The following is a 21592-nucleotide window of genomic DNA, read 5'->3' as shown; positions in this document are numbered from 1 at the left end:
GTGGTCGCGGGTGTACAAGTAACCCCAATATTTGGGGCATTGGAAATGGTTAGGGGCAGTAGCTAATCCGATACGCAGGGACGATGGGTTAGTCACAACTGTCACACCATTCGCCAATGCCCCTATTTTTTATCAAAAATCGCACCGGCACCTTGCCTACCGGTAGGATATGAAAAGCACGTGCGTGTCACGATTTTCTGCAGGAGGGGAAGCCTGCAGCGCGTCGCGTGCGCTGAAGGGAATATTTACTAATGCAGAATGCAGATAAAGGCACCTTTCTGACCGTTGCGGAAGTTGCTGACATCATGCGCGTATCCAAGATGACCGTCTACCGCCTGGTTCACGCTGGCGAGCTGCCGGCAGTGCGCGTGGGCCGTTCTTTCCGCGTCCATGAGTCCGCAGTCAAGGAATACCTGGACTCCTCTTTCTACAACGCGGGTTAATTTTTTCTGCCTTTTAAGCGGGGCTGTTTGACCTGAACGCATATGTCCCCGCTATGATTAATCCGATTAGTACATGGTGCTGTGCTGCGCCCCTGTTTCCTATCGTCTTCAAGTCATGAAGTATCTAGCTGTGAAGGCGGAAGGAAAAAGGGCGTGACATCTCGGCGGTTGTAAGGCCGCATTGAGTACGCCGCCATTGTGCAAGAAAAGAAATTTCCGTCAACGAATAGCGAGGTCGAGCCGATGGGTTCCGTCATTAAGAAGCGTCGCAAGCGCATGTCGAAGAAGAAGCACCGCAAGATGCTTCGCCGTACCCGCGTGCAGCGTCGTAAGCTCGGCAAGTAAGCCAGCATTCCTGCCGTTATCGCAGGAGCGCGCGTGCTGCGTCGCGTACACGTTTTAAAAGCAAAACCCGCCCGGTCTCGTTGAGATAGGGCGGGTTTTGTCGTTGGGGGGGGGGGAGAGCTGCTGAGTACGGATTAAGTAGCAAAAGATCGCGGGCTGCAAATGTGAAACTGTGCGATTTTATGGCACTTTCAGGCCATTTTTCGAGCCATTTTTGTCATAAACGCGGTCACTACCCTCGAGTACTCCTAGCAGCGCTTAGCTTTCCTTGTTCGCGTCCCACAGTCGCTTGCCGACGAGTCCCGCGCCCCCAACAACTCCTGCCAGTAGTGCTCCGATCGAGAGCCACCGCATCGTGGCGAAGGTTACGGAGCGGAAGTGACGGTAGTCGTAGATAGTCCAACCCATCTTCTGGGCGTAATTCCGCAATTTGCGATCCGGGTTGATGGCCACGGCGGTGCCCACCATGGACAGCATGGGAATGTCGTTGGCGGAATCTGAGTATGCCGTGCAGCGAGACATGTCCAACCCGGAGGAGGCCGCCAGAGCCGCTACCGCGTGCTTCTTACCCGGGCCGTGGAGGATATCGCCCACCAGGCGGCCGGTGAACTTTCCATCTTTGACCTCGGCGACTGTGCCGAGGGCGCCGGTCAGCCCGATGTGCTTAGCGATAACCTGGGCCAGCTGCACCGGGGTGGCGGTGACCAGCCAGACCTCTTGGCCAGCCTGGATATGCAGTTCCGCCAGATCGCGGGTGCCCTGGTAAACGCGGTCGCTGATCTTTTCTTCAAAGATCTCTTCGCCGAGTTTGACCATTTCATCCACATCGTGGCCGGCGAAAAACTCCAATGCCTGTTCGCGGGCCTTAGCTACGTCGGCGGCGTTTTCCGCGCCCGAGATTCGGAATTTAAGCTGTTTCCAAATCATCCCGGCCAAATCGCGCTTCTTGATGAACCCGCGCTCGACCAACCCCATGGCAAAGAGGAAGATTGATGCGCCCTGGACAAGCGTGTTGTCCACATCGAAGAAAGCGGCTGCGCCTTGATCGCGTTCGACACCTGGAATGGGCTGCGAGAGCACACGTGCACCGCCAGCGGCATCTTCGGCACCCGCTACACTGCGAAATCCCGTAGCCAGTTCTTCGCCGCCGACGTCGTAGACCTCGCCGAGAGCTTCCAGCGCATTGGCGGCTGCTGCAGTACCAGCTTCCTCCTGTGCTTCATCATTGAGCGGAGCGAGAACTATCTGCTCGAGGAAATTGCGGACGTTACCCTGCGAGGACGCAAGGTCGCCCAGCATGTCGATGGGGAAGGGGGAGCGGTTGACGGCACTGAACTCACTCACGGTACGAAAATCTCTTTCCACGGTGTATGCAACTGATATCCGTTATCGGAAGCTCTTGTTGAATAGTATCCGCTCTTTAGGCAAAGCTGCGCGCTGAGATTCAAGGAGCGGATGGGGGGGCAAAGATAAGAAGGGTCACTTTTGCAGGGGAAGTGCGGGGAGGGGGACGTCGTAAAGCGAAACAGTCGACCTTTAGACTGGCCGTTATGGTGACTGTGACGGTGATGAGTAGGAAGACGTGCGGTTCGTGCGCTCGCGTGATTGCGCAGATTGAGCCGCTGGTTCGGGACCAAAATGCGCAGTTCCAGGTGGAAGACGTCGATACCGATCCGAACTTGGCCATGGAATTTGGCGATCGCGTGCCGGTGATTTTGGTCAATGATGAGGAAATCGCTTGCTGGGAAATCGATGACGATGAGCTCCTGGAAGCGATAGCGGAGGTCGAATAAGTTCCCGAGACAGCTCTGCCGAACTGCTAGGAGCTGCGGGAACATGGCAGAATGTGGAGTAGCGGCAAAGAAGCAGTAGAGCGCTGCGAACATCGAGGTAGAGGCTAAGTAAAGTATGCCTTTGTTGTGGCGAGATGGCAGAGTTGTCTAGCGTTAACAGTCATAGCTGTGTGAAAAAGCCCGTAGCGGGGACTGTGAAGGAGCAATAGAGCGGTGATTGAGCGGTGAGTGTGCTTCTCGTCGGAATGTCGTACCGGTCTGCACCGGTGACCCTTCTTGAAAAGGTCTCTGTCGGTGAAACTGAGCGAGAGGCCATTTTGGCCCGTCTGATCGCGGATGAAGCAATCAGTGAAGCGATGCTGTTGTCGACCTGTAACCGCGTTGAGTACTACGTGGTGGCCAACGGCTTCCACTCTGGGCTATCGGCTGTGGTCCGTGAAATTGTCGGTCGTACTGGGCTCGAACTCGATGAACTGACGCCGCACCTCTATGTCCGGTATGCACAGGCTGCGGCGGAGCATGCTTTTTCGGTGTGTGCTGGTCTCGACTCGATGGTGCTGGGCGAACAGCAGATTATCGGTCAGATTCGCAATGCCTACCAGGAAGCGGACGAAGCCGGCACAGTCGGTCGCATGTTGCATGACTTGGCACAGAAGGCGCTGCACACGGGTAAGCGCGTGCACAGTGAAACTCTGATTGATAACGCTGGTGCTTCGATGGTCTCCGTGGCCATCGACGAGGCAGTTGCTGCACTGCAACCCGGATTCAACTCTGGTGTTGACGTCGCTGAGGGTACCGATATCCTGGCCGGACGTTCGGCTCTTATCCTCGGCGCCGGTGCGATGAGTTCGCTGGCCGCTAGCTACCTGGGGCGCTGCGGTATTGACCGTCTGATTATTGCCAACCGCACCGTTGACAGGGCGCAGAACCTGGCCAACCACTCCATCGAAGCGGGCATCCCCGCTACTGCTATTGCGTTGCATGATTTCGCCGATGTCCTCGATGATGTGGACATTCTCGTCAGCGCCACTGGGGCCATGACTCCCGTCGTTTCAGCTGCTGATGTCATCGACCACGGCCCGCTCGCCATCGTCGACCTGTCTATGCCTCGCGACGTTGCGGAGGATGTCTCCGGGCTTGAGGGGATTGCACTATTCAACATCGAATTGCTGCAGATGACCCGCACGGAGGTCCCGGGCCGTGATGATGAGGCTGCAGCGCGCGACATTGTGGCCGAAGAGTTGGAGTCCTACCTCACGGCGCAGCGTGCAAGCGAGGTAGCACCGACTGTTCGCGCTCTGCGTGAGCGTGCGGCAGATGTGGCGGCGGCTGAGCTCGCTCGCCTGGAGGCGAAGACACCAGGTCTTACGCAAAAGGAACGTCGCGAAGTCGAGTCCACGGTTCGCCGCGTCGTCGATAAGCTCTTGCATGTGCCAACGGTGCAGGTCAAGAAGCTTTCTAGTCAGCAGGGTGGTGGCAACTACGCGCTTGCGCTGCAGAAGCTCTTCGACCTGCCCCTATCTACCCCCTCTGGCCTGTATGCTGACACCGATATCCCCGCAGATCTCATGGTAGAGGGCCGAATTGGGCGGATGCAGGGATTTGAGCAGTATGGTCTTGACAGTAGTGCCATCATTGAAGGCGTTGCTGAAACCACCAAAAATTAACACCCGGAGGGAAACATGCCTGACCCAGCGACTATTCGTATCGGTACCAGGGGCTCGGAACTGGCCACGACACAGGCCGGCCACGTCCGTGATGCACTGATTGAGCTGGGGCAGCCTGCAGAGCTGGTGATTGTAAAGACCGCCGGTGACCATAACCGCCACGACCCGGTGGAAAAGATTGGTATCGGTGTCTTTACCCAGGCGCTGCGTCATGCACTCCGCGAGGGGGTGTGCGACATTATCGTGCACTCGTTTAAAGATTTGCCGACGTTGCCGGAAGACGACATGATGGTCGCAGCCGTGCCGGAGCGCGTCGATCCGCGAGAGGCGCTGATTTCCCGCGATGCCACGCCGCTGATGGACCTGCCTGAGGGTGCTCGAGTGGGTACCTCCGCGCCGCGTCGTGTCTCTCAGCTGCGTGCGCTGCGCTCCGACCTGGAACTTGTACCACTGCGTGGAAACATCGAAACCCGCATGGGGCGCGTCTCTGAGGACCTGGACGCTGTCATTCTGGCTCGCGCCGGACTGGAGCGTACGGGGCGCCTCGGAGAGATTGCGGAATCCCTGGACATGGACGTCCTCATGCCGGCCCCGGCCCAGGGCGCCCTGGCGCTGGAGTGCCGCACTGCTGACCGCGAAATTGTGGATATTCTGCGGAAGATTGACCACCCGGTGTCCCATGCCCGCGCTGTCGCTGAGCGCGCTGTACTCAATGAGCTGGAAGCAGGCTGCACCGCCCCGGTTGCGGCCTACGCAACCGTGAGCGATAGCGGTGAACTCACCCTGCGGGCGGGGGTGTTCGCAGTCGACGGATCGCGCCAGTTGCTCGAGACCGCTACCGCAACCGTGGATAAGGCCGATGAGCTTGGCCGGAAGGTTGCGGCGGCCCTGCTTGAACGGGGTGCTCATGAGGTAATGGGCGATACCCTGCGGGAATCTCAAAAGTAGCCGGTTAGTTAATTTGGCTCAAACCCTTTATGCTAATAGGCCTGTATGCATGCCGTTGGGATAAGGGTTTCCTTCGTGTGCTCGCATGTGAGATTCAGGTGTCTACCTGCCCCTCACATGTGTTGGCGCATGTCCGCTTTCTTCCTTAGTGACTCATCGGCACGAAAAGTGAACAACCAATAGAAAAGAAATCACTCCGCAACGATGAACACCTCCCTCCCCGCAGCAACGGGACGCATCCTGTTCGTCGGCGCTGGTCCTGGAAATCCCGACCTGCTGACGCTTCGCGCCCGTGAGATTCTCGCAGACACCGCTATCGCCTACGTCGACGCCGATGTCATGCCGGGGGTTCGAGAACTCGTCGCAACCGATGTGCCTGTTCCTCCCGAGCTGCTGAAGGAAGCCGAGGAAGAGTACGAGCGCATGTGCGCCGCAGCCAAGGCCAAGGGATCTCGTCGTAAGCCACCGCGTCCGGCACCGCCGACCGCCGCAGATTTGCGCGAGCCTATCGACGATCCCAAGAAGATGGCCGCCCTGCTCGTCGAAGAAGCAGCCAAAGGCAATGATGTAGTGCGTTTGGTGGCCGGAAATCCGCTGACCAACGATTCGCTGCTGGCCGAAATCAACGAGATCTCGCACGCCGAGGTTGAGTTCCAGATCGTCCCTGGTATGTCCGTGCCCTCCACCGTCCCGGCATTTGCCGGTATCGCGTTGGGCTCGACGTACACGGAGACCGATCTCGGTCGCGCCGATGTGGACTGGGACGAGCTGGCACAGGCACCGCAGCCGCTGGTGCTGCAGGCTGTGCAGGATGACCTTTCCGCTATTGCCTCCGAACTCGGTGAACGCGGTCTGCCGTCGTCGTTGCCAGTGTCGGTGACTGTCAACGGTACGACTCGGCTGCAGCGCACCTACGATGTCACGCTGGGCACCTTGGCACAGCTCTCGGGAGACCTGACCGGTCCGCTGGTGGTCACACTTGGCAAAGGCGTGGACAATCGCTCGAAGTACTCGTGGTGGGAAAACCGGGCCCTCTACGGATGGAAGGTGCTGGTCCCACGCGCCAAGGCGCAGGCAGGGCCGATGAGTGCTCGTCTCGTTGGGCACGGCGCCATCCCGATTGAGGTCCCGACCATCTCAATCGAGCCACCACGTAGCCCAGCGCAGATGGAACGCGCCATCAAGGGGCTTGTCGACGGCCGTTACCAGTGGGTTGTTTTCACTTCCGTCAACGCTGTCACCGCAGTGTGGGAGAAGTTCCAGGCATTCGGGTTGGACGCGCGCTCGTTCGCTGGAGTCCGCATCGCAGCCGTCGGTCATCGCACCGCTGCTGCCATCCGTGATCTCGGCATTACCCCGGAGCTGCTTCCGGACGACACTCGTCAGAACGCCGCGGGCATCGTCGACGTGTTCCCGGAGTACATCGAGGATCTCGATCCGGTCAACCGCGTATTGCTGCCACGCGCCGACATCGGCACCGACGTGCTTGTCGACGGTCTGATTGACCTGGGCTGGGAAGTCGATGATGTGGTCGCTTACCGTACCGTGCGGGCAGCGCCACCGAGTGCGGACATCCGCGACATGATCAAGTCCGGTGGCTTCGACGCAGTGTGCTTTACCTCGGGGTCGACGGTGAAGAACCTGGTCGGCATCGCGGGTAAGCCGCATGCTCGCACCATCATTGCCTGCATCGGACCGATGGCCGCAGCCACGGCTCGCGAGTACGGTCTGCGTGTAGATGTCGTGCCGGAACGCGCAAGCATCCCGGAGCTGGTGGATGCGCTGGCAGAGCATGTTGCGCAACTGCGGGCGGCAGGGCAGCTGCCGCCACCGCGCAAGAAGCGTCGTCGTTCGCGTAAAACTAAGGCCTGAGCAGGGTTGATCGGAGCGAGTTCGCGTTTTGATTAAGGTTGTCTTTATGACTACATCTGGAGCTTCTGAATCATCCCGCGAAATCGATCTCGAACAGTTTGGATTTCCTCTCCCGATTCGTCGCCCACGCAGGCTGCGCACCAACCCGGTGATGCGTGCGATGACGGCAGAGACGACACTGACTCCGAAGAATCTCATCCTTCCCATGTTTGTCGCAGATGGGATTGATGAGCCAAAGCCAATCAGCTCCCTGCCCGGGGTAGTGCAGCACACCGAAGACTCCCTGGTGGAAGCTGTGCGCGAGGCTGTTGAGGCAGGTATCTCGGCGGTTGACCTCTTCGGTGTCCCGCTCGATGCGGATAAGGACGGCGAGGGCTCTGAATCCTGGAATCCGGAGGGCGTTCTCAACCGCGCTCTGCGTCGTCTCCGCGACGAGTTCGGGAATGACATTCTGATCATGGCCGACACCTGTCTGGATGAGTTCACTGACCACGGCCACTGTGGCGTACTGGGCACGGACCGCTTCGGCAACACGGTCGTTGAGAATGACCGCACGCTGATTAACTACGTCAAGATGGCCGTTGCCCAAGCCGACGCCGGTGCACATATCGTGTCCCCGTCGGGCATGATGGACGGCCAGATTGCCGCCATTCGTGAGGGCCTGGACGCCGCTGGCCATGAGGATGTCTCCATCATGGCGTACTCGGCAAAGTATGCTTCCGCCTTCTACGGTCCATTCCGTGAAGCCGTGGGCAGCTCGCTGCAGGGTGATCGCCGTACCTACCAGCAGGATCCTGCAAATCGTCGTGAGTCCCTGCTCGAAGTGCAGCTCGACGTTGACGAGGGCGCGGACATGGTGATGGTAAAGCCGGCCATGAGCTACCTGGACATTCTGCGTGAGGTCGCGGATATGTCGCCGGTGCCGGTTGCCGCCTACCAGGTCTCTGGTGAGTACGCGATGATTCACGCCGCTGCCGCCAACGGGTGGATTGACCTGGATGCTGCGATGATGGAAGCAGTACTGAGCATTCGCCGTGCCGGTGCGGAGCAGATTTTGACCTACGCAGCGGTGGACTTGGCGAAGAAGCTGCGTGCCCAGTTCTAATCCGCTGGGGTGAACGTGCAGTAATAAGTATCGAGAAGTGGACGGATGACTAAAGAAGAGAAGAAGCCCGCAATTCCCGAGCAGGTCGAGGGAGCTAGGCAGGCGTGGCGGGTTACGGCCGTGATGCAGCTGCTCCTCGCTGCAGTAGCCACGGTGACCTACTGGCTGCATCCGGAAATGCTGATGAGCCCCTCAACCGCTAAGGAGAATTTCCCGGGTTTCAGCGAGGGCCAGATTGATGCCGCCATGAAGGCGAGTATCGTTATCGCGTTCTTTTTCGCAGTGGGGCTTTGCATCGCGTTCTTCGCCATCATCGAGCGAATGCGCAAGGGGAGCGAAGGTGCTCGCACCGTGCTGGTTATCGGCTCACTTTACCTGGCGCTGTCGGCGCTGATGTCCTTCTTCTCTTCTACGGCTTCAGAATCGGGAGTGCCAGCATCCCTCGTTCTTATCAGCGGAATTGTGCGAATCGCCTCTGCCACTGCCGCGGTAGCTGGCCTGGTGCTCGCCGCCTCGAAGGAGTCCAAGGACTACTTCGATCATCAGCGCCCCTCGAAACCGTGGACTCCGTCCGCGCCGAAATCGCATCTGCCGGGAGCGTCGAAGTATGGCGCTGATACAAAGCAGCAACAGCAGCTGGACCAGTCACAGCCCAAGCAGCCTGAGGAGTCCAAGCAATGATGTCCCTGCCGAGTCGGCCCTGGCAGTGGGTGCTCTTCGTCGCGCTCATCGCCCAGATTGTCCTGAGCTTGATACTGGTCACCGGAGATTACTCGCAGGCTCCCGCCGCCGTTGGCCGCGATATCTACATCGTCGCCGGTGTGACGCTGGTCTGCTCGCTCATAGGTAGCGGCTGCTTGCCGACGGCCACTGAGTTCAAGCTCTCCCGGAACTGCCTGCTCATCATGGTGATTGTCACGGCTCTCGCCATGTTCTTTGCCATTATGGCCGGCGCGCTGACTGTATGGGTTATCGCGCCCAGCCTGGCGATGGCGTGTGGATTACTGTTGCTCTATCGTGAATTAGCGCTCACGCGCGCCAACCAGCCACAGGATTAGACGGAAAGTTTCAAAGGCCATGAGTGACACCGGTGAGTTTGATTTCTCTCTGGACAATCGCGTTGAACAGGCGATTGTGGATGCCAAGGTCGCTGCTCGTAAGGCATTGCCACGAAGCCGTCAGGACATCGACGAAGAAAGTGCCCATCAGCGGCTTGCACACCGCAGAGGCCAGTCCAACACAGCTTTCGCACTCATCCTGGAAAACTTGGAAAACGCCGAGAGTGCTGAGCGTGCTGAGCATGTTTTAGAATCCTTTCCAGATGTGACGGCCTCGGTGGTCTACAAGCCCGGACGCGCGTGGATTACAGCGCCCGATACCATCGATCCGAATCAGTTCATCGAAGCTCTCCGCGAAGTTGGGATCGAGTCGTACCTCACGCGCAGCACGCTTCGTCGTCGTGCAACTCGGCTGGATGTGTCGCAACATCGCCGTCCCGCTGTTCCGGCTGCCGCTCAACAGAATGAGGAGGAGCGCATTCGCCGTCGTGAAGCGGCGTTGCGCCGAAGCGGCGGCGGTGCGGAGGTACTGTTCACGGCGCGTGAACTGGTGACCAAGCAGCGCTTTTGGGGAAGCCTGTTCTTATCGATTCCAGTGCTGGTGACGTCGTTGAACGTCAACTGGCAGTTCCCGGGCTGGCAGTGGATGTGCCTTGTGCTGACCACGATTGTGGCGTGGTGGGGTGGCTGGCCGTTCCACCGGGCAATGGCGGCGTCCCTGCGTCGGCGGATGTCGGCGCTGGATGGGGCGAGCTCCATTGCCATTCTGCTCGCGTGGCTGTGGTCGCTGGCGCAGCTTATCTTTGGCCCCGCTGGACAGATTGGATATACCACTGCGCCCACGTGGTTTGCTTTCAACTATCGGGAAAGCGCCTCGGCAGAGGTGTTTTTTGACGTTGCTTGCGGCCTGACCGTGCTGTTGCTAACAGGCCGTATGTTTACGCGCTACAACAAGGTGCGTACTGGACAGATTTTGCGCAACCTACGCATTCCAGCTGAGCGAAACGTGACAGTCGTGCGCAAGAGCGCCAAATCCGCGGAGCCGAAACGGGTGGAGGTGACGGTCGCGGAGCTCAATATCGGTGATGACATCGTGGTTCCACCGCACTCGGTGATTCCGGTCGATGGCTCAGTCATCGGTGGTGCGTCCACGATGGATGCACAGCTACTCGGTATTGGCGTTGAACCTCAGAAAGTTAAGGTCAACTCCAAGGTTTGGGCCGGCGCAATCAACCTGGATTCGGAGCTCAAGGTGCGCGTGGAGCGCACCGGTTTCAAGACCCGGGCGTCGTCGATAGCGCGCTGGCTGCGTCAAGCGGTTCGAGAAGAAACAGTGATGCACCAGACCGCAGTGCACTCGGCGTCAGAGCTGGTGCCGTGGACGCTGTCGTTGGCGGGCGTGGCATTTTGCGGCTGGTGGCTGGCGACGGGCACGATGAGCGGTGCCCTCGCGGTGGCGCTGGCCATGCTCTCGGGCATCGCGCCGGTGGCATTGGCAATGTCTACGTCGACCGTGCAGCGCATCGGGATTCTGGCCGGTGCTAGTAACGGAATCTTGATTCGTGGCAATGAGACTTTCCGGAAGTTGGCTACCGCCAATGTGGTGATTTTTAACCGAGTTGGAACCCTGACCGAGGGGGACACCCACGTGCTCGGTGTCGCCGCAGAGCGCAATGAAAATCCGGATTTGGTTCTGCGTGTGGCGGGCGCTCTCATGATGGAGAGCAATCACCCGGCATCGGCGGCCATCGTGCGCGCGTGTCGTGCATCCCGCGACGCCGGTTCCGGCGGTGGCGAGGTGCCGCACTGGATTGAGACCGTGCATGTCGCAATTGCGGAAGACGGTGCGTTCGTTGGCCAGGTAGAGATTCCGGTGAAGGATTCCGACGACAAGTTGGAGATGCGCTTTGTTGAGGGGCGTGTTTGGCGTCCGCGTGATCTCACTGCACTCAGCGAGAAAATGGCCGTGGCTGCGCTCAGTGGCGGTACCCCGATGGTGGTGTCGTGGCGTGGCAAGGTCCGTGGTGTTATCACCATTGGTGAGGACATTAAGCCCGATGCGGTCGAGAGCATTGACCAGCTGGAGGATATGGGCGTGGACACCATGATGATCACTCGAGATCCGTATCCAGTAGCTCGTCGTTTCGCTGACCGGCTGAATATCTCGCGAGTATTCGCGGGCATCATTGCCTCCCGCAAGGCCATTGCGGTGCGTTCGGTCCACAGTGACGGTGAGACTGTCGTGATGGTTGGCGACAAGGACATCCGGGACTCTCTGCGTGCCGCTGACGTAGGTGTTTTGATGGACAACACCGAAGGCAACCAGAATCTTGATGTCGATTACGCCGATGTCGTTGCACTGCGCAACAACGTGTTGTCGATTCCGGAGGCCATTGAAATCGCGCGTGCTGTGGTGCGGATGATGGACTCCAACATCTACTTTGCGTGGTTCTACAACGTTGCAGTCATCCTGCTGGGTATGACCGGTATGATTCACCCGCTCTTGGCATCGCTATTGATGATTTTCTCCAGCTTGTGGATCGACTGGCGTTCCCGTCGAGTGTCGTCCCGCAGGAAGCATCTATTCAGGGTGAAGCTGGGACGTTGGTAGGGCAGGGTAGCCCTTAATCCGAGTGGCCGTCTACGATGGTCACCGTGACTCAAGACATTAATGCTCCTCATGTCCCAGAAAACGTTGAGCTCACCGAGCGTTCGGCAGAGTTCTTTACGCAGGCTCAGTCAGTGACGCCGGGTGGCGTGAACTCGCCGGTCCGCGCCTTCGGTTCCGTCGGTGGCACCCCACGTTTCATTGACCACGCCGCGGGCTCTCGTCTCGTGGATGTTGATGGCAACGAATATGTGGACTTGGTCTGCTCGTGGGGTCCAATGATTCTGGGCCACGCCCACCCGGCAGTGGTGGAGGCCGTTCAGAGTGCCGCCACTCGCGGGTTGTCTTTCGGCGCTCCGACGACGGCTGAGACCGACCTGGCTCGTCACATCGTTGAGCGCACGTCGGTAGATGAGGTGCGTCTGGTCAACTCCGGCACTGAGGCCACCATGTCCGCAGTTCGCCTGGCTCGCGGTTTCACTGGCCGTTCCAAGATCATCAAGTTCGCCGGCTGCTACCACGGTCACGTGGACGCGCTGCTGGCATCGGCCGGTTCTGGTGTCGCTACTTTCGGTCTGCCGGATTCGCCGGGTGTCACCGGTGCATCCGCTGCCGACACCATTGTTGTTCCTTACAACGACATTGAGGCGGTCAAGGCCGCATTCGCTGAGAACCCGGGTGAGATTGCCTGTGTCATCACTGAGGCGGCAGCGGGCAACATGGGTACCGTCGCACCGCAGGACAATTTCAATGCGAAGCTGAAGGAAGTCTGCCACGCCGACGGCGCTCTGCTGATCCTCGACGAGGTCATGACCGGCTTCCGCGCTTCCTACAACGGCTGGTACGGCATTGATGGTGTGGCCGGTGACCTGACCACCTTCGGCAAGGTTGTCTCCGGTGGTCTCCCGGCTGCTGCTTTCGGTGGTCGTCGCGACGTCATGGAGTATCTGGCTCCGAACGGCCCGGTGTACCAGGCCGGTACGCTCTCCGGTAACCCGGTCGCTATGGCAGCTGGCCTGGCCAACCTGGAAAACGCTACGAAGGATGTCTATGACACCGTTGCGGCCAATGCGGATCGCCTGGCCACGATTCTGTCCGATGCCCTGACCAAGCAGGGCGTGGCTCACCACATTCAGCGTGCGGGCACGATGCTCTCGCCGCGCTTCGCCGAGGGCGAGGGGCACAACTTTGAGCAGATGCAGGCAGCGGATACTTTCCGCTACCCGGCCTTCTTCCACGCCCTGCTGGCCAATGGTGTCTACCCGCCGGCTTCTTGCTACGAGACCTGGTTCGTCTCCGCCGCACTCACCGACGCAGACTTCGAAATCATCGAGCGTGCAGCAGCCCGCGCGGCCGAGGCGGCGGCAGCCGCCAAGCCGGAGTAGGTGACACGTGTCGAACAAGACCAATTCGCAGGCCGCGCAGCAGGCAGCACAGCAAGCCACACCGCAGGCAGCGCCGCAGGCCGCGCAGCCGGTACAGCCGGAGAATCAGGCAGCTAAGCGTGCGACAAAGCACGCCAAGACCACGGTTGTGCATCTCGTCCGCCACGGCGAGGTTTATAACCCGGATAAGATTCTCTACGGACGTCTGCCCGGCTGGCACCTGTCGGAGCGCGGTCAGCGCCAGGCAGCAGCCACGGCCTCGTCCTTCGAAGGCCACGACATCCGCTACTTCGCCTGCTCTCCGCTGCAGCGCACCCAGGAAACCTCACGGCCATTCACCGAGGTAATTGGCACGAAGCCAATCCTGGATGAAGATTTGCTGGAGGCGGGTAACTCCTTCGAGGGGTTGCACATCAAGGGCATTGACTCTGCACTGTGGAATCCGAAGTACTGGCCACGGCTGCGTCGTCCGAGCGTTCCCAGCTGGGGCGAGCCCTACGATGAGATCGCGGACCGTATGTTCCACGCCATCGAGCGAGCCCGCGAGGCCGCCGAGGGAGCGGAGTCAGTGCTGGTAACGCACCAGCTGTGCATCATCGCAGCTCAGCGTCGTGCGCGGTACTTGAAGCTCGCCCACAACCCGGCGACCAGGCAGTGTGATCTGGCCAGCGTAACCTCCTTGGTCTTCGTCGGAGACACCATTGTCGACGTGCGCTACAGTGAGCCGGCCGGTCACCTGTAAGGTGAATAAATAGTTTTGTTGAAGTTTCACTGACCCCGGAAGGTGGCACCCCAGGTGGCCAAGGTCTCATCGTCCCGAATTGCAGCAACGCTGGCGGCAGCAACTCTGTCTCTATCGCTCGTGGCATGTAACCCCGGAGAGTCGGTGGGACACGACGCCGTTGCCGTCGGCGGTCAGTTCGAGTTCGTTTCTCCAGGTGGTCAGCAGATTATTGACTACGCACCGGAGGAGCGCAAGCCGGTCGGCAATGTCTTCGGTCCTTCTCTGGAGGACGACGACAAGAAGATCTCCCTCGATGACTTCAAGGATCAGATTGTGGTCCTCAATGCATGGGGGCAGTGGTGCGCACCGTGCCGCTCCGAGTCTGATGACCTGCAGTACGTTCAGGAACAGATGGAAGAGCAGGGAATTGGCACCGTCCTCGGCATTAACGTCCGCGACAATGTCCGCCAAGCCCCCATCGACTTTGTGAAGGACAACGGTATCACCTACCCGTCCATCTACGACCCGGCTTTCGTCAACGCCGGTGCGCTCGGTGGTATCCCGGCGTCGGTGATTCCGACGACCATCATCCTGGACAAGCAGCACCGCCCGGCGAAGGTCTTCCTCCGCGAGGTCGATCACACGATGCTGATGAAGGCCGTCAATGAAGTGAAGGCGGAGGGCTAGGCCCCGTCATGTCAACTCTTGCCATGGACACGATCTATTTTGCCGATGGCATCGGTCAGCAGTTCGCGGACGTCGCCACCGGCGGTCCCATTGTGTTGGGGCTGCTTGCCGCTGCACTGGCCGGTCTCGTCTCGTTTGCCAGCCCGTGCGTCATTCCGCTCGTGCCCGGTTACGTCTCGTATCTCACCGGTATTTCCGGAGCATCGGGGGTGCAGGGCAATGGCGTGACGACGGGAGTTGCGGACGCAACCTCCGTCGATAAGCATGACGGCGATGGAGGCCGTGGCCAGCGTTCCTCGACTGCCCGCGTCGGCCTGGCTGCGTTGCTGTTCGTATTGGGCTTTACTGTCATTTTCGTGCTGGGGTCGGCCTCGATTTTCGGGCTCGTGTCCACGTTGCGTTTGCAGGCGCGCACGCTGACGATTGTTGGTGGCGTGGTGACCATCGTGATGGGACTTGCCTTCATGGGCATGGTGCCAGCGCTGCAGAAAGACACCCGCATGGCGCCGAAGCGCTGGACCACGTGGCTGGGAGCTCCACTGCTCGGCGCGGTGTTCGCGCTGGGGTGGACGCCGTGTCTGGGCCCGACGCTGACTGCAATTATTTCGGTGTCCGCAGGTACACAGGGCATGACTGCGGCCAGGGGAGTGGCGCTGATTATCGCTTACTGCCTGGGACTGGGGCTGCCGTTCATTTTGGTGGCGCTGGGGTCGGCACGTGCGATGCGTGGAGTGGACTTCCTGCGTAAGCACTCGCGAACCATTCAGCTCATCGGTGGTGTGGCGCTGGTGCTGGTCGGAATTGCCCTGGTCACGGGACTGTGGGATGTTTTTGTTGCCTGGGTTCAGGCCGCTTTTATTACTGATACGGTAACGCCAATTTAGTGAAAGATTTCTTCGATGTCGGTGAATTGGAATAAGGTACGACAGCCCTTCCAGCAGGTCTGGAACTGGTTGACCAGCATGCGCACGGCGCTGATTCTGCTGTTCATCCTCGCTTTCGCAGCGGTTCCGGGTGCCCTGTTGCCGCAGCGCTCGCTGAATAAGGACAAGGTCGACCAGTATCTTGCCGCCAACGGCAAGACCGCCGAGATCATGGATAAGCTGCAGCTTTTCGATGTCTTCTCGTCCGTCTGGTTCGTCGCCATCGTGGCCTTGCTGCTGATTTCCCTGGTCGGCTGCATTATTCCGCGGACCATCGACCACTACAAGGCCATGAAGACGCCGCCGGCTAGGGCACCGAAACGGTTGGCGCGTCTTCCGCTTCACGACGAAGCCGTGGTCGATGCCCCCGCGGACGAAGTTTCTGAGCGGGTGCGTGAGCGCCTGAACAAGTGGGCATTGACCGAAACCCCAGCAGATGAAGACCGCGCCGGGGCACGCTCCTTTTCTGCGGAGAAGGGCTACCTGCGCGAGTTCGGCAACCTGGTATTCCACCTGGGCATTGCGTTGCTGATTATCATCGTCGGCTTGGGCCGCATGATTTATTACGAGGGCCAGGTCATTTTGCTGACCAACACCGGCACTGAAATTTCTGATGACAACGTCAACAGCGCGGTGGGCGTTCCGTTCTGTAACACCGCTGCGGCGAACTATGACTCGCTGCGCTCGGGCAACACCTTCGACGGTACGACTTTGAACCCGTTCTGTATTCAGGTGGAGGACTTTGTTGCCGATTACCTGCCGAACGGCCAAGCCAAGATGTTCACCTCGCACATCCGATTCGCAGAAGAAGAGGATATGCGTAAGCCTGTCGATGAGTGGGAGAAGACCACGCTGCAGGTCAACCACCCTCTGCGCATCGCCGGTGACCGCGTCTACCTGCAGGGGCACGGCTTTGCGCCTGCGTTCAAGGTGACCTGGCCTAATGGCGAGTCGCGTACCTCGATTGTCCAGTTCCGTCCGGATGATCCGACCTTCTTCCTGTCTTCCGGCGCACTGCGCTTCGACCCACCGGCGGGCATGTACCCGGACTTGTTCGAGCGCCGCCAGAACCAGATCGCAATCGAGGGACTGTTCGCTCCGACCGCGGAGTTCACTGGTGAAAAGGGTGCTCTGCTGCAGTCCTCTTACCCGGCGATGCAAGACCCGGCCGTGGCTGTCGACATCTACCGCGGCGACGCGGGCTTGGACACTGGTCGCTCGCAGGGGCTGTTCTCCCTCGACCGCGACCTGATGCACTCGGGTCAGCTGGCTAAGGTAGCCCGCGTCAACCTCAAGCAGGGCGAATCCACCGAGCTTGCCGACGGCACCAAGATTGAATTCCTCGGTGCGAAGGAATTCGTCAACTTGCAGGTTTCGCACGATCCCACGCAGTTCTGGGTGCTGGTGGCAACTGTGGCCGCACTGGCAGGCATGGTTCTTTCGTTGGGCATTAAGCGCCGGCGTGTTTGGGTGCGCATGTTCCCGCTGGAAGATGGCCGCACTCGCGTTGAGTTCGGTGGTCTGGCCCGCACTGACAAGGCCGGTTGGGGCGAGGAGTTCCAGTACATCGTGGACGACATCCTGGAACGTGACAGTGATGACGAGGATGCTGCTGACAACAATGCTGCGACCGACGATAGCGCGGACGACAAGGACAAAAGCTAACTGACCACTAAGTCTGGTCCATCATTACTGCAGGGTGAATGCGCGGGGGCGAGAATTGCGCCTCCGCGCATTTTTGCGTCCCCCGTGTCCCCGGTACCCTTTTGCTTAGCCCCGCTTTAGTACTAGGGTTTGAAGAAGTATTCCGCTAATTCCACACTTTGGAGTCAAGTACATGCTCGTCAATAAGACACTGGCGCAGTTTTCGGACTGGTCGTACTTCACGGCCTTCGCCTTTTATCTTGTGGCCTTTGTTGTTTCCATTGCCTACTACAGCCGTCGTATCGCGGCCGCTGAAGCTAAGAGCCAGGTTGCGGAGCGCGAGCTGGTAGCCGCCGGTGCTGGTGATGGAGCTACCACCGCTAGTGTCGCTAACTCGGTGGAGTCGGAGACGAAGGCGTCGGCAAGCGTCGTTAAGACTCAGGCGCTGACGGACAAGCTCGGCGTTGTGACGGAAATGCTGATTTACGTCGGGGTGGCCGTGCACTTTGCATCGGTGCTGCTGCGTGGCCTGGCCGTGCAGCGTTTCCCGTGGGGCAACCTCTACGAGTACGTATCAGTTTCAATCCTCTTTGCTATGGCAATTGCAGCTGGCGTACTGCATCGTGAAACCATGCGTGTGTTCTGGCCGTGGCTGTTGGCTCCGATTCTGGCGCTGATGTTTTACGGTGGTAAGAACCTATATGTTGAGGCTGCTCCGGTGGTGCCGGCACTGCAGTCGATTTGGATTCCGGTTCACGTCTCGATTATTTCTATCGGGTGCAGTATCGCACTGATTTCCGGTGTTGCCTCGATTCTCTACATGCTGCGGATGTACAACCGCGAGGGCAAGGAAAAGGGCTTCCTGGGCAAACTGGTCTCGCCGCTGCCGGATGCTCAAAAGCTGGATGCGATTGCTTACCGCACCGCTATTTGGTCCTTCCCACTGTTCGGTCTGGGCATTGTGCTGGGCGCTATCTGGGCCGAGTCCGCATGGGGTCGTTACTGGGGCTGGGATCCGAAGGAGACCACGGCGCTGATTACCTGGATTATCTACGCCCTGTACCTGCACGCTCGCGCGACTTCGGGTTGGCGTAATACCAAGGCCGCGTGGATCAACATCTTCGGTTTTGCCACCATGGTGTTCAACCTCTTCTTCATCAACCAGGTGGTTTCGGGCCTGCACTCCTACGCTGGTCTGAACTAAGCCTTCACACTTGTACAAAGCCGGCATCGCCGGGTGAACTAGAATCGCTTCCATGCGCGTTCTCGTCACCGGTGGTGCCGGCTTTATTGGTTCCAACTTCGTTCTCCGCACTCTGGCTACACGGCCCGATGTGAATGTCACGGTACTGGACGCTTTCACCTATGCCGCGAACCCAGCGAGCTTGGACGGCGCAGACTGTGAGATCATTCGCGGCGATGTTCGTGACGCGGAGCTGATCGATCGCCTCGTGCCCCGCTTCGACGTGGTCGTCCACTTCGCCGCAGAGAGCCATAACGACAATTCGCTGGTGGATGCCGACCCCTTCGTCACCACTAATGTCATGGGCACCGTGAATCTGGCCAAGGCTTGCGCCACCTATGACGTTCGCCTTCACCACATCTCCACCGACGAGGTCTTCGGCGATCTTGCTCTCGACGACTCAGCACGCTTTACGACGGCCACCGCGTACAAACCCTCCAGCCCCTACTCGGCCTCCAAGGCTTCAGCGGACCACTTTGTCCGGGCGTGGGTGCGCAGCTTCGGGCTGGCGGCGACGATTAGTAACTGCTCGAACAACTACGGGCCTAGGCAGCATCCCGAGAAGCTGATTCCCCGCCAGATTTGTGGTCTGCTGCGCGGTCGTAGCCCTCGCGTATACGGCACTGGCGAGAATGTTCGGGACTGGATTCATGTCGATGACCACAACGATGCGGTCTGGGCAATCTTGGATTCCGGCGAGGTGGGGGAGACCTACCTCATCGGTGCCGATGGTGAGCGTTCCAACCTCGACGTGGTCGGCGACATCCTGGAGGGCTTCGGGCGTGCGCGATCCGATTTCGTACATGTCACTGACCGGCCGGGGCATGACCGTCGATATGCAATTGATCCTGCATCCATCCGCAGCCTTGGCTGGCAACCGCGCTACCAAGACTTTTCCGTCGGCCTTGCCGAGACTATCGACTGGTATCGCGCCAACGAGTCCTGGTGGGCTGCGGCCTACGATGCCGCTGAGGCTGGCTACGCCGAGCGCGAGCAGGAGTTGTAGTTCGTCTGTCGGGGCACACCTAGCGCACTCCCAACGCACACTCAGTGCACACTAAACGCGTGCCACAGCCTCAGCCCGGGCGCCGCGTCTACACTTGTTACCCATGAGCCCTAAGAGCACATTCCAGCCCACTTCCATCGACGGCGTTTTCACCTTCGAGCCGGTCATCCACGGCGACAGCCGCGGTAGTTTCCACGAGTGGTATCGCCTCGACGCATTCGCCGAGGCCACGGGCTACCCGTTCTTTCCGGAGCAGGCCAACATGAGTGTCTCCGCCGCTGGCGTTGTCCGTGGCCTTCACTTCGCCGACGTCAGCACCGCTCTAGACGGTCATCCCGGCCAGGCGAAGCTGGTTACGTGCCCCGTAGGCCACATCCTCGACATTGCGGTTGACCTGCGTCGCGGCTCTGACACATTCGGCAAGGTTGAGGTCTTCGAGCTCGACAGCACGACCCGCCGCGTGGTCTATCTGCCCAACGGCATCGGACATGGTTTCGTCTCGCTTGCCGACGACTCCGTGCTCACCTACCTCACTTCCACCGGCTACAACCCGGAGGCTGAACGCGCTGTTAGCATCCAGGACCCGACTCTCGGAATTGATTTAGCCGCACTGCTGGCCAAGGGAAATCTCACCGAAGCGGATATGATTCTCTCCGAGCGTGATCAGAAGGCTCCGACGATTGAGCAGTTCGAGGCCGAAGGCAATAAGCTCCCCAGTGAGTTTGACTGCAAGGACCTCGAAAACATGGCTCGCGATGAGTGGGCCATCGCCAACGAAGCGGCTGGGCAGTAGGGCAGAAAGGCGCGAGCACTATGAAGGGCATCATCCTCGCAGGTGGCACGGGCTCTCGGCTGTTTCCCATCACACTTGGTGTCAGCAAGCAACTGGTTCCCGTCTATGACAAGCCGATGATCTACTACCCGCTGAGCACGCTGATGCTCGCGGGAATCAGGGACATCCTCGTCATCACCACGCCACACGATGCCCCGCAGTTTGAGCGCCTACTTGGCGATGGCTCGCAGTGGGGCCTCAACCTCACCTTTGCCACTCAGGACGAGCCCCGTGGTCTCGCAGAAGCGTTCATCATCGGTGCGGACCACATCGGCGATGACTCCGTTGCGCTCATCCTCGGCGACAACATCTTCTACGGCGCCGGCTTGGGCACGCAGCTGCGTCGCTTCCATGACGTCGATGGCGGAGCAATCTTCGCCTACTGGGTCGCAGATCCCACCGCCTATGGAGTAGTGGACTTCGACCAAAGCGGCAAGGCCGTGGCAATTCAGGAGAAGCCGAAGAAACCTCGCAGCCACTTCGCGGTGCCGGGTTTGTACTTTTATGACGCCGATGTTGTTGAAATAGCTCGCTCGCTGGAACCGTCGTCACGCGGCGAATTGGAAATCACGGATGTTAACCGCGCCTACTTGGAGCGCGGAAAACTACGGGTAGAGGTGCTGCCGCGTGGGACAGCCTGGCTGGATACGGGCACGGTGGACAATCTGATGGCAGCGGGCGATTTCGTGCGCACGATTGAGCAGCGCCAGGGTTTAAAGATTGGTTCGCCGGAAGAGGTGGCGTGGCGCATGGGATTCATCGACGATGCAGCGCTTAGCGTGCGTGCCGACGCCCTCAGCGCCAGCGGCTACGGGGAGTACCTGCAGCAGTTGTTGCTGCGAGGCAAAGACGTTTAGTCGGTTTCGCTGGGATTATCAGGGCTATTGGGACTATCTGGTTTATCTCCCTGGTTATCCCGGTCGCGAGGGTCGCGTTCGCGCCGTTCCTGTAGCTCCTGCTCACGCTTGCGGCGATCGAATTCGGCCTTCTTGAGCTTCCAGAGGAACTCCGGATCATCGTCGGGAGCAAGCGGGCGGGGCTCCGGTTGCGGAGCAGAAATACGCCGCATGCCGTTGCCACGACTGCCGGGGCCAAATGCCTTCCACAGCATGACTACGACAAGGATGATGAAAAGCAGCAGAATGAGCCGACCCATGTAATAGCTAACCTCCTGGATTTACCGACTAGAATACGCAACGAGTCCCGTAGTGCCCACGAGGGGTATCGCAACGCAGGCGGTACGGCGTACAGAGTTCGTTAGGGTACAAAGGAACGTTGGACACGAACAGCCATGGGGCGCTGACAACGT

General features: G+C 59.5%; 21 protein-coding genes. 19 read left to right on the top strand and 2 right to left on the bottom strand.

Going from position 1 to position 21592, the window contains the following annotated elements:
* Positions 1-251: 251 nt before the first annotated feature.
* Both HMPREF3042_RS08350 and HMPREF3042_RS10680 read left to right on the top strand, forming a co-directional pair.
* A complete protein-coding gene (locus HMPREF3042_RS08350) occupies positions 252-443 on the top strand; it encodes a helix-turn-helix domain-containing protein (protein WP_005509751.1) in 192 nt (63 codons plus the stop codon).
* Between the two features lie 243 nt (positions 444-686).
* A complete protein-coding gene (locus HMPREF3042_RS10680) occupies positions 687-788 on the top strand; it encodes a 30S ribosomal protein bS22 (protein ID WP_003855542.1) in 102 nt (33 codons plus the stop codon).
* Positions 789-1046: 258 nt separating this feature from the next.
* On the opposite strand, the gene HMPREF3042_RS08345 is transcribed toward HMPREF3042_RS10680, so the two are convergent.
* Complete coding sequence (locus HMPREF3042_RS08345) at positions 1047-2171, bottom strand: HAD family hydrolase (protein WP_049172365.1); 1125 nt, start codon at positions 2169-2171, stop codon at positions 1047-1049.
* A 167-nt stretch (positions 2172-2338) separates the two neighbouring features.
* On the opposite strand from HMPREF3042_RS08345, the gene HMPREF3042_RS08340 reads away from it, so the two are divergent.
* From HMPREF3042_RS08340 to rfbA, 17 genes are all read left to right on the top strand, one after another.
* Entirely contained in the window at positions 2339-2581 is a 243-nt protein-coding gene (locus HMPREF3042_RS08340; protein ID WP_038627544.1) for a glutaredoxin family protein, read from the top strand.
* A gap of 224 nt (positions 2582-2805) precedes the next feature.
* The gene (locus HMPREF3042_RS08335; RefSeq protein WP_083308228.1) at positions 2806-4248 is read left to right on the top strand and encodes a glutamyl-tRNA reductase; all 1443 of its coding nucleotides are present in this window, start codon (positions 2806-2808) and stop codon (positions 4246-4248) included.
* Positions 4249-4263: 15 nt separating this feature from the next.
* On the top strand, positions 4264-5196 hold the full coding sequence (gene hemC, locus HMPREF3042_RS08330) for a hydroxymethylbilane synthase (RefSeq protein ID WP_070566381.1): 933 nt from the start codon (positions 4264-4266) through the stop codon (positions 5194-5196).
* A 204-nt stretch (positions 5197-5400) separates the two neighbouring features.
* On the top strand, positions 5401-7068 hold the full coding sequence (locus HMPREF3042_RS08325) for a bifunctional uroporphyrinogen-III C-methyltransferase/uroporphyrinogen-III synthase (RefSeq protein WP_070856780.1): 1668 nt from the start codon (positions 5401-5403) through the stop codon (positions 7066-7068).
* A 46-nt stretch (positions 7069-7114) separates the two neighbouring features.
* Positions 7115-8173: a porphobilinogen synthase gene (hemB, locus tag HMPREF3042_RS08320; protein WP_070438168.1), complete on the top strand. Its 1059-nt coding sequence runs from the start codon at positions 7115-7117 to the stop codon at positions 8171-8173.
* A 45-nt stretch (positions 8174-8218) separates the two neighbouring features.
* Positions 8219-8854, top strand: coding sequence for a hypothetical protein (locus HMPREF3042_RS08315; protein WP_070851777.1), 636 nt, complete (start codon positions 8219-8221; stop codon positions 8852-8854).
* Positions 8851-9231 carry a hypothetical protein gene (locus tag HMPREF3042_RS08310; protein ID WP_070856779.1) on the top strand — a complete coding sequence of 127 codons (381 nt, stop codon included), beginning with the start codon at positions 8851-8853 and terminating at the stop codon, positions 9229-9231. The genes HMPREF3042_RS08315 and HMPREF3042_RS08310 overlap by 4 nt, the downstream gene beginning before the upstream one ends.
* Before the next feature lie 19 nt (positions 9232-9250).
* Positions 9251-11842 carry a heavy metal translocating P-type ATPase gene (locus HMPREF3042_RS08305; RefSeq protein WP_070856778.1) on the top strand — a complete coding sequence of 864 codons (2592 nt, stop codon included), beginning with the start codon at positions 9251-9253 and terminating at the stop codon, positions 11840-11842.
* Between the two features lie 35 nt (positions 11843-11877).
* Positions 11878-13224 carry a glutamate-1-semialdehyde 2,1-aminomutase gene (gene hemL, locus HMPREF3042_RS08300; protein ID WP_070856777.1) on the top strand — a complete coding sequence of 449 codons (1347 nt, stop codon included), beginning with the start codon at positions 11878-11880 and terminating at the stop codon, positions 13222-13224.
* A 148-nt stretch (positions 13225-13372) separates the two neighbouring features.
* The gene (locus tag HMPREF3042_RS08295; protein WP_070857034.1) at positions 13373-13966 is read left to right on the top strand and encodes a histidine phosphatase family protein; all 594 of its coding nucleotides are present in this window, start codon (positions 13373-13375) and stop codon (positions 13964-13966) included.
* Between the two features lie 54 nt (positions 13967-14020).
* Positions 14021-14635 (top strand): TlpA disulfide reductase family protein, encoded by a 615-nt coding sequence (locus tag HMPREF3042_RS08290; RefSeq protein WP_070856776.1) that lies wholly within the window; start codon positions 14021-14023, stop codon positions 14633-14635.
* A gap of 23 nt (positions 14636-14658) precedes the next feature.
* On the top strand, positions 14659-15519 hold the full coding sequence (locus HMPREF3042_RS08285) for a cytochrome c biogenesis CcdA family protein (protein WP_070857033.1): 861 nt from the start codon (positions 14659-14661) through the stop codon (positions 15517-15519).
* Between the two features lie 15 nt (positions 15520-15534).
* A complete protein-coding gene (locus HMPREF3042_RS08280) occupies positions 15535-17223 on the top strand; it encodes a cytochrome c biogenesis protein ResB (RefSeq protein ID WP_070856775.1) in 1689 nt (562 codons plus the stop codon).
* A 172-nt stretch (positions 17224-17395) separates the two neighbouring features.
* The gene (gene ccsB / locus HMPREF3042_RS08275; RefSeq protein WP_070856774.1) at positions 17396-18406 is read left to right on the top strand and encodes a c-type cytochrome biogenesis protein CcsB; all 1011 of its coding nucleotides are present in this window, start codon (positions 17396-17398) and stop codon (positions 18404-18406) included.
* Positions 18407-18458: 52 nt separating this feature from the next.
* Positions 18459-19451, top strand: coding sequence for a dTDP-glucose 4,6-dehydratase (rfbB, locus tag HMPREF3042_RS08270; RefSeq protein ID WP_070856773.1), 993 nt, complete (start codon positions 18459-18461; stop codon positions 19449-19451).
* Between the two features lie 103 nt (positions 19452-19554).
* Positions 19555-20244: a dTDP-4-dehydrorhamnose 3,5-epimerase family protein gene (locus HMPREF3042_RS08265; RefSeq protein ID WP_070856772.1), complete on the top strand. Its 690-nt coding sequence runs from the start codon at positions 19555-19557 to the stop codon at positions 20242-20244.
* Between the two features lie 20 nt (positions 20245-20264).
* Positions 20265-21140, top strand: a complete 876-nt coding sequence (gene rfbA / locus HMPREF3042_RS08260; RefSeq protein WP_048759301.1) for a glucose-1-phosphate thymidylyltransferase RfbA — start codon at positions 20265-20267, stop codon at positions 21138-21140.
* Here the strand turns inward: rfbA and HMPREF3042_RS08255 are convergent.
* Complete coding sequence (locus HMPREF3042_RS08255; protein WP_070851767.1) at positions 21137-21439, bottom strand: hypothetical protein; 303 nt, start codon at positions 21437-21439, stop codon at positions 21137-21139. The genes rfbA and HMPREF3042_RS08255 overlap by 4 nt on opposite strands.
* Positions 21440-21592 lie beyond the last annotated feature (153 nt).

Source organism: Corynebacterium sp. HMSC074C05 (genome assembly GCF_001838325.1).
In the GTDB taxonomy this organism is placed as follows: Bacteria; Actinomycetota; Actinomycetes; order Mycobacteriales; family Mycobacteriaceae; genus Corynebacterium; species Corynebacterium amycolatum.
This window is presented reverse-complemented; position numbering and strand designations above follow the sequence as displayed.